11 protein-coding genes are annotated in these 13,402 nt (G+C 61.2%); 4 read left to right on the top strand and 7 right to left on the bottom strand.

The window, feature by feature from the left end:
* Positions 1 to 2,888: lectin-like protein (locus tag KDL09_RS24400; RefSeq protein WP_294391281.1), on the top strand; the 2,888-nt coding region annotated here is incomplete at its 5' end.
* 12 nt (positions 2,889 to 2,900) lie between these two features.
* Here KDL09_RS24400 and KDL09_RS24395 read toward each other — a convergent pair.
* Genes KDL09_RS24395 through KDL09_RS24380 form a run of 6 tightly spaced genes read right to left on the bottom strand, consistent with a single transcriptional unit; the run spans position 2,901 to position 6,625 of the window.
* A complete protein-coding gene (locus tag KDL09_RS24395) occupies positions 2,901 to 3,365 on the bottom strand; it encodes an SRPBCC family protein (RefSeq protein ID WP_294391279.1) in 465 nt (154 codons plus the stop codon).
* A 16-nt stretch (positions 3,366 to 3,381) separates the two neighbouring features.
* Positions 3,382 to 3,624, bottom strand: a complete 243-nt coding sequence (locus tag KDL09_RS25195; RefSeq protein WP_345781109.1) for a DUF3253 domain-containing protein — start codon at positions 3,622 to 3,624, stop codon at positions 3,382 to 3,384.
* A gap of 23 nt (positions 3,625 to 3,647) precedes the next feature.
* Positions 3,648 to 3,791, bottom strand: a complete 144-nt coding sequence (locus tag KDL09_RS25190; RefSeq protein WP_345781108.1) for a DUF2256 domain-containing protein — start codon at positions 3,789 to 3,791, stop codon at positions 3,648 to 3,650.
* A gap of 4 nt (positions 3,792 to 3,795) precedes the next feature.
* Positions 3,796 to 4,614 carry an SDR family NAD(P)-dependent oxidoreductase gene (locus KDL09_RS24390; RefSeq protein ID WP_294391276.1) on the bottom strand — a complete coding sequence of 273 codons (819 nt, stop codon included), beginning with the start codon at positions 4,612 to 4,614 and terminating at the stop codon, positions 3,796 to 3,798.
* On the bottom strand, positions 4,611 to 5,090 hold the full coding sequence (locus tag KDL09_RS24385) for a TspO/MBR family protein (RefSeq protein ID WP_294391274.1): 480 nt from the start codon (positions 5,088 to 5,090) through the stop codon (positions 4,611 to 4,613). Before KDL09_RS24385 ends, KDL09_RS24390 begins: the two co-directional genes overlap by 4 nt.
* Positions 5,087 to 6,625 carry a cryptochrome/photolyase family protein gene (locus KDL09_RS24380; protein ID WP_294391271.1) on the bottom strand — a complete coding sequence of 513 codons (1,539 nt, stop codon included), beginning with the start codon at positions 6,623 to 6,625 and terminating at the stop codon, positions 5,087 to 5,089. Before KDL09_RS24380 ends, KDL09_RS24385 begins: the two co-directional genes overlap by 4 nt.
* A gap of 114 nt (positions 6,626 to 6,739) precedes the next feature.
* Between KDL09_RS24380 and KDL09_RS24375 the strand changes: the two genes are divergently transcribed.
* Both KDL09_RS24375 and KDL09_RS24370 read left to right on the top strand, forming a co-directional pair.
* A complete protein-coding gene (locus tag KDL09_RS24375) occupies positions 6,740 to 9,640 on the top strand; it encodes a PSD1 and planctomycete cytochrome C domain-containing protein (protein ID WP_294391268.1) in 2,901 nt (966 codons plus the stop codon).
* Positions 9,633 to 11,054, top strand: coding sequence for a DUF1501 domain-containing protein (locus KDL09_RS24370; RefSeq protein WP_294391265.1), 1,422 nt, complete (start codon positions 9,633 to 9,635; stop codon positions 11,052 to 11,054). The genes KDL09_RS24375 and KDL09_RS24370 overlap by 8 nt, the downstream gene beginning before the upstream one ends.
* On the opposite strand, the gene KDL09_RS24365 is transcribed toward KDL09_RS24370, so the two are convergent.
* Positions 11,055 to 12,317: an NAD(P)/FAD-dependent oxidoreductase gene (locus tag KDL09_RS24365; protein WP_294391263.1), complete on the bottom strand. Its 1,263-nt coding sequence runs from the start codon at positions 12,315 to 12,317 to the stop codon at positions 11,055 to 11,057.
* 142 nt (positions 12,318 to 12,459) lie between these two features.
* Between KDL09_RS24365 and KDL09_RS24360 the strand changes: the two genes are divergently transcribed.
* Positions 12,460 to 13,402 (top strand): DUF3500 domain-containing protein (locus KDL09_RS24360; protein WP_294391262.1); only part of this gene is annotated, 943 nt, incomplete at its 3' end.

The raw sequence follows: 13,402 nt of genomic DNA, 5'->3' as shown, positions 1-13,402 counted from the left end.
CGATGCAGACGGACCGCGAAGTGCGCTATCAGAGTGCCACCGACCTTCGCCGCGATCTGGACACGATTCTGACGCTGCCGCGAGCAGCCCTCATCGCCCAGCAGCAGGCGGCGGCAGAGGCCACCGCACGCGCCACCCAGGCGCAGAAGCAGCACGAAGCCGCCAAAGGCGGCCACGCAAAAGCCCCACCGGCAAAAAAAACATCCAGCCTCGGCCCGATTCTCGGCCTCGCAGCCAGCGTGGCCCTCGTCGCAGGCTTGTATGTCATGCTAACGGACGATGGATCGAAAACATCGACGCCAAAGGACAATGCGGCATCTCCGTCAACGCCAGCAGCACCCAAACGCCCCGAAAACATACTCGTTCCCTCCCCAACGCCGCCAGCACCTGCGGTCGCATCCGTCAAACCGGCTCCCAAGCCGGAAATGCCTGTAACACAGCCCTCACCCCCGCCATCAGACTTGAAGTCAGCAGCAGTCCACACGTTCGGCGGTCACCGCTACCTGCTCGTCGAGGAGCATTTGAACTGGAAAGATGCAAAGGCACACGCCGAGCGTGAAGGCGGACATCTCGCGACCGTCACCACAAAGGAGGAGCACGAGTGGCTGTTGCAGACCTTCGGCATGAAGCTCCGCGCTGCGGGTGGTTTTGCTTATCTTGGTGCTACTCTCGACAGGAGCACGGGGACATGGCGGTGGATCACGGGCGAGCCCTTCGAATTCACCGCTTGGGGCACCCCGCCCAATGGAACTGAGACCCTGCTTGCCCTGACCAGGGGTGGCTGGGATGATCTGACCAACCCTAACAGGAAGGGTTCTTGCATTATCGAATGGGACGATGGAGGCACTCCGCCTGTGTCTGCAGCAGTCGCCAGCACCGCGCCCACAATGCCGGCAGTCGTTCCTGCGACACCTTCGCCAGCGCCGCCAGTCGCCCCTCCTCCGGCTGACCCGCTGCCACCCGGTTGGACAGATCTCCTGGCAAAGGCGGACCCCGCCCAAGGTGCCGTCACCGGCCAGTGGCAGAAGGGGCCTGACGGACTCGTCGTCAAGGCGCAGCCTGGCGTCCTGCCGTTCGACCTGAACCAAGTCCCGTCGGAGCAATATGACTTCGAGATGGACTTCACCGTGCACAGCGGCGAACCGGATGTGGCGCACATCCTGACCCTGCCTGGTGGTCACTGGTTCATCGCGCGGCTCACACTTAATAACTGCCACTTTGGTCCAATGCTGGACGGTCAGCAGCCCATCGACCGAAAAGAAGCCTACGCGCCTGATGCAAAGCTGGCTCAAGGCCGCCGATACCGGTCGCTCGTGCAGGTCCGCAAAGATTCCGTGCGCCTGGTGCTGGATGAAAAAGAGACGCTGGTTTTCAACGGTGATCTCAAGCGGCTCACGCCGGATGGACAATTCGCCCTGCGCAACACCGCGAATCTCGGCATCGCCAGCCACCAGTCGGACGTCACCTTTCACCGCATCGGCTTCCGTCCTCACGATCCCTCGAGGATGGACAAGAAGGACAAGGACGCACTGATAGCCTCCGACTCCCGCCTCGCCCAGTTCGAGGCAGGTTTCCAGACACGCTATCAGGCCGATGCTGAGAAGCCTTTCCTCGCAGCCATTGCCAGGCTCAACCAAAGCTACGTCGCCAACGGCATTGCCCGCGCTCGATCTGCCGCCCAGGCCAAAGGCAGCCTCTTGGAGGTGACGATGTTCGACGCGGAAAAGGCGCTCATTGAGAAAGGCGGGGTTGTTCCTGCGGAAGACGCGGCGGAAACACCCGCATCCCTCAAATCCCTTCGCGACACCTACCGCGGTGCCTTGGACAAAATCACCGCCGAGCGCGATGCCAAGGCCGCACCCCTCTACGATCTTTATTTGAAGGCCATCGACGGCTACGTCGCCGAATTGACCAAGGCGGGCAATACGAACACCGCTGTCCGCATCCAAGCGCTCCGTGACGAAATCGCTGCGCAGAAACCCGTGACCGCCGTGGCAGCTGCGAATGCACCCGCTGCCAGCACATCCAAAACCACGCTCGCTCCAGCCCCGAGACCTCCTGCGGGCGGCGGGAGTTCCTGGCGCACCGCTGCCGAATACCTCGTCAACAACGGCGGGTTCTTCACCGCCCTCAAAAACGGCGTCAACATACCCGTCGCCAAGCAGGCGGAAATACCCTCCGGACGCTTCGACATCATCGAACTCAACTTTGAACGCCTCGGCTCCGTCCTGCCTCCTGCCAAGAGTGCGGACTTTGCCGCCCTCAATGGCCTGCGAGATCTGCAGCGTGCTCATTTCCGCCCAATGCACAATGGCCTCAGTGATTCTGCCTTCGCCTTCCTCGCCAACAACAGCGAGCTTGCCAACCTGAACATCGAGGCTGCCTACGCGCTCACCGACGAAGTGCTTGCCCACATCGCCGGCCTCAAAAAACTCGACTATCTCGCCATCCAATACGCCGAAAGCTTCACCGGCAGAGGTTTGGACAAAATTGGGGGCGCCGGATCGATCACCAATCTCGAAACCCTCGGCTGCGGAATCACAGATGAGGGCCTGAGGGCCATCAGCACCTTCAAAAAGCTGCAGGCGCTTCGCACCTCCTCCCCGAAAATCACCCCCGCGGGTTTCGCGGCGCTCACCAGCCTCAAAACCCTCGCTACGCTCACGCTCAGCGGCACTTCCCTCGACGACGAGGGAGCCTCCGCCATCGCGGGCATACCCAATCTCAGCTTCTTGGATGTTCAGGGCACTAAGCTGACCGACGTGGGTCTCGCGAAGCTCAGGTCACTCAAGAAACTCACCACCCTCAATATCACCGGCACCGCCGTCACGCTCGAAGCCGCCGCAGAGTTTCAGAAGCAGATGCCGCAATGCCGAGTTTCACGCTGAGGCACGCTCCGCTCAATCCGGGAACAACTCCCTCACCGCTTTCTCTCGATACGTAAAGATGCGGTCCAATTCCGGCTTCACGAGAATCGAATGCGCCAGATCGCCCAGCGGGGCGAAGGGCAGCACATACGTCGCCTTGTCCTCCATCTCGATGCGCCCATCGCCCAGATCATGAAACGCATGCTCGTGATGCCACACCGCATACGGACCCACGCGCTGCTCGTCGATGAAGCGCTTCCCCTCCTCCACCAGCGTGATCTCCGACAGCCACGTCATCGGAATTCCCAGCAGCGGCCGCACGCGATAAGCAATCATCATTCCCTCGCACATCTTCTCGGGCAGGTCCGGAGTCAGGATTTCAAAACCCAGCTTCAGTGGCGTGATCTTGGCCAGATTGTGAGGATTCGAGAAAAACGCCCATGCCTCCGCCTGCGTCGCCCGGATGATTTGTTTTGTGTGCAGGGTGTGAACGGCCATGTCCTTGGTTTACGCCTCACGCCTGAGTTTTGGAGCACTCTGTTCGCACCTCCGCCAGCCGGATTGCCCCTTTGGTTTGAAGCGGATGCGCAGGTTCGCCGCGCTGCGTGCATACCAGCTCTCCTTGTCCTACCAGTTCCGCCGCAACTTCCCGCACCTGTGACATCAGTGGCCGCCAGTCCTTGCTGAGTCGCCGCGCCACTTCGGACGGACAAAAGGTGCAGCCGTCGCGTCGTCCTCGGGCGATCTGCATCAGCATTTCACGAATGCATGTTGCCTCGTTCATCTCGTCTTCCTCCTTCGGCACGCATCGCTGCAAAAACGAACGTTCTCCCAGTCATGCTCCCACTTCTTTCGCCACGTGAACGGCCGACCACAGGCGGCGCAGATCTTCTGCGGCAGATGCTGTTTCTTCACACCGCGCATGTCATCATGCGTTGAAATCCGTTCCTGAGGCAACCGCCTCCCACTTCTCCGCCTCACGCGTCAACGCTGCCGCCTTGTCGCGCATCTTCTTCACCACATACTTCCCGAGCGGCAGATGCAGCGGCGCTTCGCCATCGAGCACCATCTTCACGATGGCTGCCGCAGCTTTCGCCGGATCACCGGGCTGCTTCGCGTTCATCGAGTCGAGAAACCGCGCAAACTTGCCCGCGCTTGCTTGATAGTCGTCGATCGCTGACGCCGCCTTCTCCAAACCGCGTGCGATAAAGTCAGTCCGAAATGGACCAGGCTGCACCAGCGTCACCCGGATGCCCAGCGGAGCAAGTTCCAGCCGCAAACTCTCGCTCATCAGCTCCAGCGCCGCCTTGGCACCGCCGTAAATGCCGAAGCCCGCGTAATTCGAGATCGCTGCCGCCGCGCTGATGTTCACGATGTGCCCGCTCTTCTGCGCGCGCAGCCCCGGAAGCGCTGCGCGAATCACATTCAGCGGCCCGAAGAAATTCGTCTCCACGTTGCGGCGAATCTGTTCGTCGCTGCATTCCTCCACCGCGCCGATCAGCCCATAGCCCGCGTTGTTCACGATCACTTCGAGATGGCCTGCGGCGGCGATGACCTCGCGCACATTCTCCGCATCCGTGATGTCGAGCGTCATCACCTCGCAGCTTCCCGCCTTCTCCAAATCAGCAATGCTGCGCACGTCACGTGCCGTGGCGATCACCCGCTGTCCTGCGGCGATGGCAGACTCCGCAATCGCCCGGCCAAAGCCGCTCGAGCATCCAGTGATCAGCCAGTTCTTTTGATTCATGAGGGATTCAATCTCCAAAGCGTGAGGTTCAAACAGGTCGCAAACGTGACCCAGGCCAGATACGGCACGAACAACCATCCAGCCGTCGTCTTTACGCGTCGAAAGCTCAGCAGCGTCATCAAAATCGCGATCCACAGCGCCACGATCTCGATCAGCGCCCAGCCCATCGCATGCGCGCCGAAAAACAGCGGCGTCCATGCTGCGTTCAGGGCGAGTTGCACGAAGTAGAGCGCCAGCGGACGTGAGAATCCAACGCGCTTCCACACCAGCCACGCTGCGACGGCCATCAGCGTGTACAGCAACGTCCACGCCGGACCGAAGATCCACGAGGGCGGATTCCACGTGGGTTTGCTCAGCGCCGCATACCATGCGCCCGGCATCCCGACGCCGATGCTCAACGCGGGTGCGCAAAAGGTGACGACGATGAAGCCGGCAAGGGCGAGGCCATTGCGCATTTTCGAGGAAGAGTCGCTCATGATGCCTTCGAATACGTCTTCCGGAGGGCCTTTGCCTGCTTTTGAATGGCGGATCGCTTAGATTCATCCAGCCGCGCCAGATTTCGCACCTGCATGCTCATGCGCTGATTGGTCTTCAGCTTGGGCTCGTGCTGCAGCAGGTAGTCCCAATACAGCGTGGTGAACGGGCAGGCCTTTGGTCCCGTGCTCTGCGCCGGTTCATAGCGACATCCCGCGCAGCAGTTGCTCATGCGCTGGATGTATTTGCCGCTGGCCACATATGGCTTGCTCGCCATCACGCCGCCGTCGCCATACTGCGACATGCCCAGCGTGTTCGGCAGCTCCACCCACTCGACGGCATCGATATACACGGCCAGATACCACTCGTGCACGCGCCGCGGATCCACGCCGAACAGCAACGCAAACAGGCCCGTGACCATCAGCCGCTGAATGTGATGCGCGTAGCCGTAGCGCAACGTCTGCGTGATCGCGTCGCGCATGCAGGCCATGTCCGTCTCGCCGGTCCAGTAGAACTCCGGCAGCGGTTCGTGCGCTTGCATCGCGTTGCGCCCGACGTAGTCGGGCATGAAGCGCCAGTAGATGCCGCGCACATACTCGCGCCAGCCGAGAATCTGCCGGATGAAACCCTCCACCGCCGCGAGCGGTGCTTTGCCATCACGCCACTCCTTTTCGGCTGCTGCGATCACTTCACGCGGGTCGAGCAGCTTCAGGTTCATCGCTGCACTGAGCCGCGAATGGTAAAGCCACGGCTCATTCGTCCACATCGCGTCCTGATACTGGCCGAACTCTGCCAACCGGTGCTCAATAAAATCCGCAAGCGCCAGCCGCGCCTCATCTGCCTTCACCGGCCAGTCGAAGTCATCCAGCGTGCCCGGATGCTCCGCGAAACGTTTGTTCACCATCGCGATCACCTCCTGCGTGATCGCATCCGGCTTGAACCGACGCGGCGCCACGCGCAATCCAGGCCCTTCTTTGCCGAATGATCCGCGATTGTCGTGATCGAAGTTCCACTGCCCGCCCACCGGCTTGCCCTTCTCCATCAGCACTCCGGTTCTCTGCCGCATCTCGCGGTAGAAAAACTCCATCCGCAGCTGCTTGCGCCCTTCCGCATGCTTCGCGAAGTCCGCCGTCGTGCATAGAAAATGCCGGTCCTCGCGCACTTCGAGCGGCAGTTTCAACATCGCCGCTTCCTTTTCGATCTCTCGCTGAACGCTCCACTCTCCCGCATGAACCATCACGAGGTTCTGCGGCTTCAACTCCTTCACGCTCGCCGCCAGAGCTTCCGCGAATGTCGGATGCGTGCCCATCTCGTGATAAATCACCTGCCATCCTCGTTCGCTCAGCGTTTCGCGAAAATGCCGCATCGCTGTGAGGAACATCGCGATGCGCGGTTTGGTACTCCAGACCTTGGTCGATTCCTCCGCCACTTCGGCCATCCAGATCGCATCGGTCTGCACATCAAAATCCTCCAGCGCCGCTGACTTCAGGTCGAGCTGGTCGCCAAGGATGAGGATGAGACGGGAAACACGGGGCATGGCAGTGGTTTACGCCTCCACGGGAAGCTGCGACGGGCCAAATCTCAGGATTGTCCATAGCCGATGCATGCACCTTGCATGTTCATGGTGCGTTGGTGTGTCATGGTGCTCCGCATGTCGAAATCCCTGCTGCTTCTTACGCTGCTCTCCCTGTCCGCTCATGCGGAGCCGGTGAGCTTCAGTCTTGAGGTGCTGCCCGTGCTTTCTGACAACTGTCTGAGCTGTCACGGGCAGGACGAGGGTCACCGCAAGGCCGATCTGCGGCTCGACACCGAATCTGGTGCTCGCGAGGTGCTCAAGTCGGGCGATTTCATCACGCGTATCACCACCGATGATCCGGACGAAATCATGCCGCCGCCGAAGTCGCACAAACCGAAACTCGGTGGGGAACAAATCGCCACGCTCAAGCGCTGGATCGCCGAAGGCGCGAAATGGGGGAAACACTGGTCCTTCGAAAAACCCGTGAAGCGCCCCGTCGAAGGCCATCCGGTGGACTTTTTCGTCAAAGAGCGCCTCGCGAAGGAAGGCCTCACGCTTTCGCCGAAGGCACCGGAGCACACGCTGCGGCGCAGGCTGTCCTTTGACCTCAACGGTCTCCCTCCGTCCGACTCGTCAAACAAGTCCGACCTGTCCGACTACATCGACAAGCTCCTGAAATCCCCGCACTTCGGCGAGCGCATGGCGATGTGGTGGCTGGATGCCGCACGCTATTCGGATACCGACGGCTTCCAGTCCGATGCCACGCGCACGAACTGGCCCTGGCGCGACTACGTCGTGGAGTCCTTCAACGCGAACAAACCCTTCGACCAGTTCACACTCGAGCAGTTCGCGAGCGACCTGCTTCCAAATGCCACACCGGAGCAGAAAATTGCCACCTGCTTCCACCGCAACCACATGACCAACGGTGAAGGCGGACGCGAAAAGGAGGAGTCGCGCATCGACTACGTGATCGACCGCGTGAACACGATGGGCACGGTCTGGATGGGCCTCACGCTCGGTTGCACGCAATGCCATTCGCACAAGTTCGATCCCATCACGCAGCACGATTACTACAGCCTCAACGCCTTCTTCAACAGCATCGACGAAGACGGCGCGGCAGGCACGAAGGCGACACCGTATTTCAGCTACCAGTCACCACACGCCAAACGCGCCGTCGCCGAAGCGCAGAAGCTCGTTGATCAGCGCAAGCCCGTCGAAGCGAAGGCGAAGCTCGATGCCGAGAAGCCCTTCGCGAAGTGGCTCGCGGATCAACAAACCAAGGTGAAGAGCGGTTTTAAAGCGTGGCATCTCGTGCATGGCAGCGTCGAGTCGCAGGAGGGCACGAAACTCGCGCAGGGCAAAGACGGCATCGTCATCGCCAGTGGGCCGAATCCGAAGCAGGATGACTACCGCCTCATCGCACCCGTCAAACTGCCGCGCATCGCCGGATTGAGGCTCGAAGTGCTGCCCCAAAACGGCGTGCTGTCGCGTGGCAAGACCGGCGAGTTCATTCTCACCGACATCAAGGTGCAGGTGCGCCGGAAAGGCAGCACGCAGATCCGCGACATCGCGGTCCGCAACGCTGTTTCGGACACGAAAGTCGAAGGCAAAGTCCGCCAGTATGGCGATGTCAAAGGAACGCTCGATGACGACCCGCGCAATGGCTGGACGACGAAGGGCTATCCCAAGGATCAGCCGCACACCGCGCTCTACGAACTCGCCGAGCCACTCGTGCTCGAGAACGATGAAGAACTGATCTTTGAGCTTTTGCAGCGTTCCACCGACGGTGATTCCAACATCGCCAGCTTCCGCCTCTCCGCGACAGATCAACGCGGCCCCGCCGTGCGCGAACTCGGTCCTGCGCCGCTCGAACAACTCGGCGCCGGCAAGGTCGAGCGCGACCGGCTCTTCGCGCAGTTTTTGGAGGATCATGCGCCGTATCAGGTCGCAAAGGCTTCATTGGATCGTGCCAGCGGCGATTTGAAGGAGTTCACCGCCGCCGCGGGCAAACTCAACGTCATGGTGCTGGCCGAACGCAAGCAACCGCGCGACACGCATGTGCTCGTTCGCGGCGTATGGGACAAAAAAGGCGATGTCGTGCAGCGCGATGTACCCGCCGCCATCGCGCCATGGCCGAAAGGTGTATCGCGTGATCGCTTGGGCCTCGCGAAATGGATCACGTCGAAGGACAACCCGCTCACAGCCCGCGTGTTCGTGAATCACGTCTGGCAGATGTTCTTCGGTGCAGGCCTCGTTCGCACGCCCGATGATTTCGGCCTGCAAGGCCAGCGTCCGACGCATCCTGAGCTGCTCGACTGGCTCGCCGTCGATTTCATGGACCATGGCTGGAACGTGAAGCACCTCATCAAGACCATAGTGACCAGCGAGACGTATCAGCAGTCGTCCGATCTGAAAGATCAGACCGATCCATCGAACCTGCTGCTGTCACGCGGTCCGCGCTTCCGCCTGCCTGCGTGGATGATTCGTGATGCGGCGCTCGCTTCGTCCGGCCTGCTGAATCCTGCGCTCGGCGGGCCGCCGGTGCGACCGCACCAACCGGAAGGCGTGTGGGAGGAGATCTTCATGGGCCGCTTCACCTATCAGCCGAGCCAGGGCGCCGCGCAGCATCGGCGCACTCTGTATGCGTTCTGGCGTCGCAGCATCGCGCCGACCTTCCTGTTCGACAGCGCACAACGTCGCGTGTGCGAAGTCGCCATGACGCGCACGAACACGCCGTTGCAGGCGCTGACGCTGCTCAACGATGAGACGATGATGGAAGCCTCCCGAGCTCTCGCGAAGCGCATGCTGGCCGCGAAGGCCGAAGATCGACTACAACTGCTCTACCAGGCCGTTTTGACCCGAAACGCGACCGACAAAGAGCTCTCCGTCCTCCAACGTGAACTCGACCGCGCGTTGGCCCATTACCGAACGCACCCCGAAGACGCCCGCAAACTTCAAACCACGCCCGAACTCGCCGCGCACACGCTGGTGGCGAGTTTGGTGCTCAATCTCGACGAAGCCATCACGCATGAGTGAATCATCCCTGAACACCACACGCCGCTGCTTCCTCGGCCAGTGCACCGGCGTATCCGTCGGCGCGATGGCGCTGCAAGCGATGGGGCAGCGCGAGTCGTCCGGTTTGCCCGGATTGCCGCACTTTGCGCCGAAGGCGAAGCGCGTGATTTTTCTCACGCAGTCGGGAGGACCATCGCAGCTCGAGCTGTTTGATCACAAACCGGGCCTGATGCAGTGGGCGGGCAAGGAACTGCCAGAATCGGTGCGCCAGGGCCAGCGGCTGACGACGATGACGGCAAACCAAAAGCAGCTCATCCTTCCGGGCATCACGAAATTCTCCCGCTGCGGCCAGAGCGGCGCGACGATCAGCGAGTGGCTGCCGCATCTGCAGGGCGTGGCGGATGACCTGTGCTTCATCAAGTCGATGACGACGGATCAAATCAATCACGCGCCGGCGATGACGAAGTTTTTGACCGGTCATCAGCTTCCGGGTCGCCCGAGCATGGGCTCGTGGGTCAGCTACGGGCTCGGCAGCTTGAATCAAAACCTGCCGGACTATCTCGTGCTCATCTCGAAAATGCAGCGTCCGAGCGATCAGCCGCTCTACGATCACTACTGGGGCAGCGGCTTCCTGCCTTCGCGTTATCAAGGTGTGAAGCTGCGCAATTCGAAGGATCCCGTGCTGTATCTCACCGACCCCGAAGGTCTGCCGCGCCATCTGCGTCGCGGCATGCTGGACGGGCTCGCGGAGCTCAATCAGATGCGCTTTGAGCAGTCGCAGGACCCGGAGATCACCACGCGCATCCGCCAGTATGAAATGGCCTATCGCATGCAGGCCAGCGTGCCGGAACTCACGGACCTCGGTGACGAGCCAGATCATGTGTTTGAAATGTACGGCCCCGATTCGCGACGCGCCGGCAGCTACGCGGCGAACTGCATCCTCGCGCGTCGGCTCGCGGAGCGCGGTGTGCGCTTCATCCAGCTCTTTCATCCCGATTGGGATCATCACAGCCGCCTGCCGAGCTGGTGCACCGCGCGTTGTCGCGACACCGACCAGCCGAGTGCCGCTTTGATCAAAGATCTCAAACAGCGCGGCCTGCTCGACGACACACTCGTCATCTGGGGCGGTGAATTCGGACGTGGTGTCGCGGGCCAAGGCCAATGGGACAGCCCCGAAGCCGGGCGCGATCATCATCCGCGCTGCTTCACGATGTGGATGGCCGGCGGCGGCGTGAAACCAGGTGTCACTTACGGTGCGACCGACGACTTCAGCTACAACGTCGCTGAGAATCCCGTCCACGTGCACGACCTGCACGCGACCGTGATGCACCAGCTCGGCATCGATCATGAGCGCTTCACCTTCCGCAGCCAGGGCCTCGACTTCCGCCTCACCGGCGTCGAACCGGCACGGGTGGTGAAGGACGTGCTGGCGTGATCACGCCGCCATCGGCACGCCGTAGGGCAGCTCGTCCGGGATCGGCGCGAACTCGCGGATCTTCTCCCAGAGCGACGAGTAGTCCTTGTTCACGTCGCCGCTGAGGCAGTCGGTGATTTCACCGCCAGCGTCGGGATACTTCATCACGACATCCTTGAAGGAGAAGTTCGGGTTGTAGAAGGCATACACGAGCTTGCGCATGTTATCCAGGCCCTGGCGCATGGTGCTGGTGTAGCCTTCGAAGCGCTGCGGAGAGAGATCACTCGCCAGCAGCGCCTCATGCACGGCATCTGCGGCCATCACCCCGCTCTTAAGCGCCAGCAGCACGCCGCTGCTGAACACAGGGTCGAGGAAGGCGTACGCATCGCCCACCAGCAGCAGGCCCGGGGAGGCGCCATACTTCGCGTAACGCGAGTATTCACTGGTGATCCAGAATTCACCGGTGCAGGTGCCTGCGGAGAGATGCTCTTTGATCCACTGGTTCTCGCCGATCTCGCGCTCAAACATCGCCTGCGGATCCTTCACGCCGTCGCGGCTCAAATACTTGCCTTCGGCCACCACGCCGACGCTGACCATGTCGTCGTGCATCGGGATGTGCCAGAACCAGCCTTTCTCAGGCACGAAAGCGATCGTCGTCGCGCCTTCATCGATGCCGGTCTCGCGTTTCGATCCTTTGTAGTAGGTCCACACGGCCACCTTGTTGAGGTAAGGATCACCTACGCGCCAGCCCTCGCGGACGGAAGCAAAGGCTTCTTTGCCCGAGGCGTCGATGACGAGCTTGCCGAGCAGATGCTCTTTCGTGCCGTCCTTGTTCTGCACCTCGACGCCGATGATCTTGCCGCTGTCGTCTTTGAGAAGCTGCGTCACCGTCGTCTCCTCGCGCACCTCGGCGCCCTTGCTGCGTGCGTGGTCCATCAGCATCTGGTCGAATTCCGACCGCATCACCTGCCAGGTTTGCGCCACCGTTTCGCGGTCGTAGCGATTGAAGAAGTAAAATGGCTGCGAGCGGCGACCATCCGGCTGCACAAAACTCACGCTGAACTTCTTCGTGAAGTGCGACTTCTTCATCGTCGGGATCAGCCCCAGCCGCTCCAGCGGTCCAAAGGTGAACGGGATCAACGATTCGCCGACGTGATAGCGCGGAAACTTTTCCCGCTCGATCACCAGCACCTTGTGGCCATGCTCCGCCAGGATGGCGGCCGTGCTGGTCCCGGCAGGACCACCGCCGATGATGAGGACTTCGTTTTCGCTGTTCATTTTCATGGTTGAAGAGATACGGACAAAACTCGCCATCGGTACCGTCGCGGACAATACCATTTCAGCATCGCTTCCATGCCTCACGGCGATCAAACCTCGCTCGAAAACAAAACTTCCCCTACCGGGCCGCGTTTGATACAAACCAGCCATGAACACGCTCCACCCCTCCCTGACTCGTCGTGATATGATCTCCCGCGGCGCCCAAGCCGTCGCCGCTGGCTTCCTCGCCCCGGCCTTCGCCGAAACCAAGGCCGCAACCTCTGAAACGCTCGTCCAGCAGCTCTACGGCAGCATGGACGAGGCGCAGCGCAAGACGCTCTGCTTTGCGTGGAGCGATCCACGCCGCCTGAAAGTCGATAACAACTGGCACATCACACCGCAGAAGATCAAGGACGTGCTCAAGGCGGACCAGCAGGAACTGGTGCGCGAGATCTTCGACAAACTTCACAGCGACGAGTACAAAGCCGAGGTCTGGCGTCAGTTTGACCAGGATAACAAGAGCAGCGGCGGTTTCGGCAGCGCCTCCATCGCGCTCTTTGGCGAGCCCGGCACGAGCCAGTTCGAGTTCGTCCTCACCGGCCGCCACTGCACCCGGCGCTGCGATGGCGACAGCGAGAAAGGCGTCGCCTTCGGCGGTCCCATCTTTTACGGTCACGCCGCGCAGGGCTTCAATGAGAAGCCCGATCATCCCGGCAACGCCTACTGGTATCAGGCCAAGCGTGCGAACGAGGTCTTTCAGGCGCTCGACGGCAAGCAGCGCGACCTCGCCCTCCTTGGCGAATCCCGCGATGAGGACGGCAACGACACCGTGAAGCTCACCGGCAAGACCAAGGGACTCGAAGGCATCCCGCTCACGGAACTCAGCGCCGATCAGAAAGACCTCGTCAAAAAAGTCATCGCCGACCTGTTGAAGCCCTTCCGCCAGTCCGAACGCGAGGAGTCCATGAAGTACATCGAGGCCGGTGGCTTCGACAATCTGCACATGGCCTTCTTCAAGAACCAGGACGTCGGCAAAGACGGCGTCTGGGACGTCTGGCAGATCGAAGGCCCGAACATGGTCTGGTTCTTCCGCGGTGATCCCCACGTCCACT

Origin of the sequence: Prosthecobacter sp., from assembly GCF_020439865.1 — a bacterium.
GTDB lineage: Bacteria > Verrucomicrobiota > Verrucomicrobiia > Verrucomicrobiales > Verrucomicrobiaceae > Prosthecobacter.
Note: the sequence above shows the minus strand (reverse complement) of the source record. Positions and strands in the feature narration are given on the sequence as shown.

Coding starts and splice junctions, on each gene's coding strand:
- KDL09_RS24390 (WP_294391276.1), bottom strand. CDS start 4,614: ATGAATCAAAAGAACTGGCTGATCACTGGATGCTCGAGCGGCTTTGGC.
- KDL09_RS25195 (WP_345781109.1), bottom strand. CDS start 3,624: ATGCTGATGCAGATCGCCCGAGGACGACGCGACGGCTGCACCTTTTGT.
- KDL09_RS24385 (WP_294391274.1), bottom strand. CDS start 5,090: ATGAGCGACTCTTCCTCGAAAATGCGCAATGGCCTCGCCCTTGCCGGC.
- KDL09_RS24395 (WP_294391279.1), bottom strand. CDS start 3,365: ATGGCCGTTCACACCCTGCACACAAAACAAATCATCCGGGCGACGCAG.
- KDL09_RS24380 (WP_294391271.1), bottom strand. CDS start 6,625: ATGCCCCGTGTTTCCCGTCTCATCCTCATCCTTGGCGACCAGCTCGAC.
- KDL09_RS25190 (WP_345781108.1), bottom strand. CDS start 3,791: ATGCGCGGTGTGAAGAAACAGCATCTGCCGCAGAAGATCTGCGCCGCC.
- KDL09_RS24370 (WP_294391265.1), top strand. CDS start 9,633: ATGAGTGAATCATCCCTGAACACCACACGCCGCTGCTTCCTCGGCCAG.
- KDL09_RS24375 (WP_294391268.1), top strand. CDS start 6,740: ATGTCGAAATCCCTGCTGCTTCTTACGCTGCTCTCCCTGTCCGCTCAT.
- KDL09_RS24365 (WP_294391263.1), bottom strand. CDS start 12,317: ATGAAAATGAACAGCGAAAACGAAGTCCTCATCATCGGCGGTGGTCCT.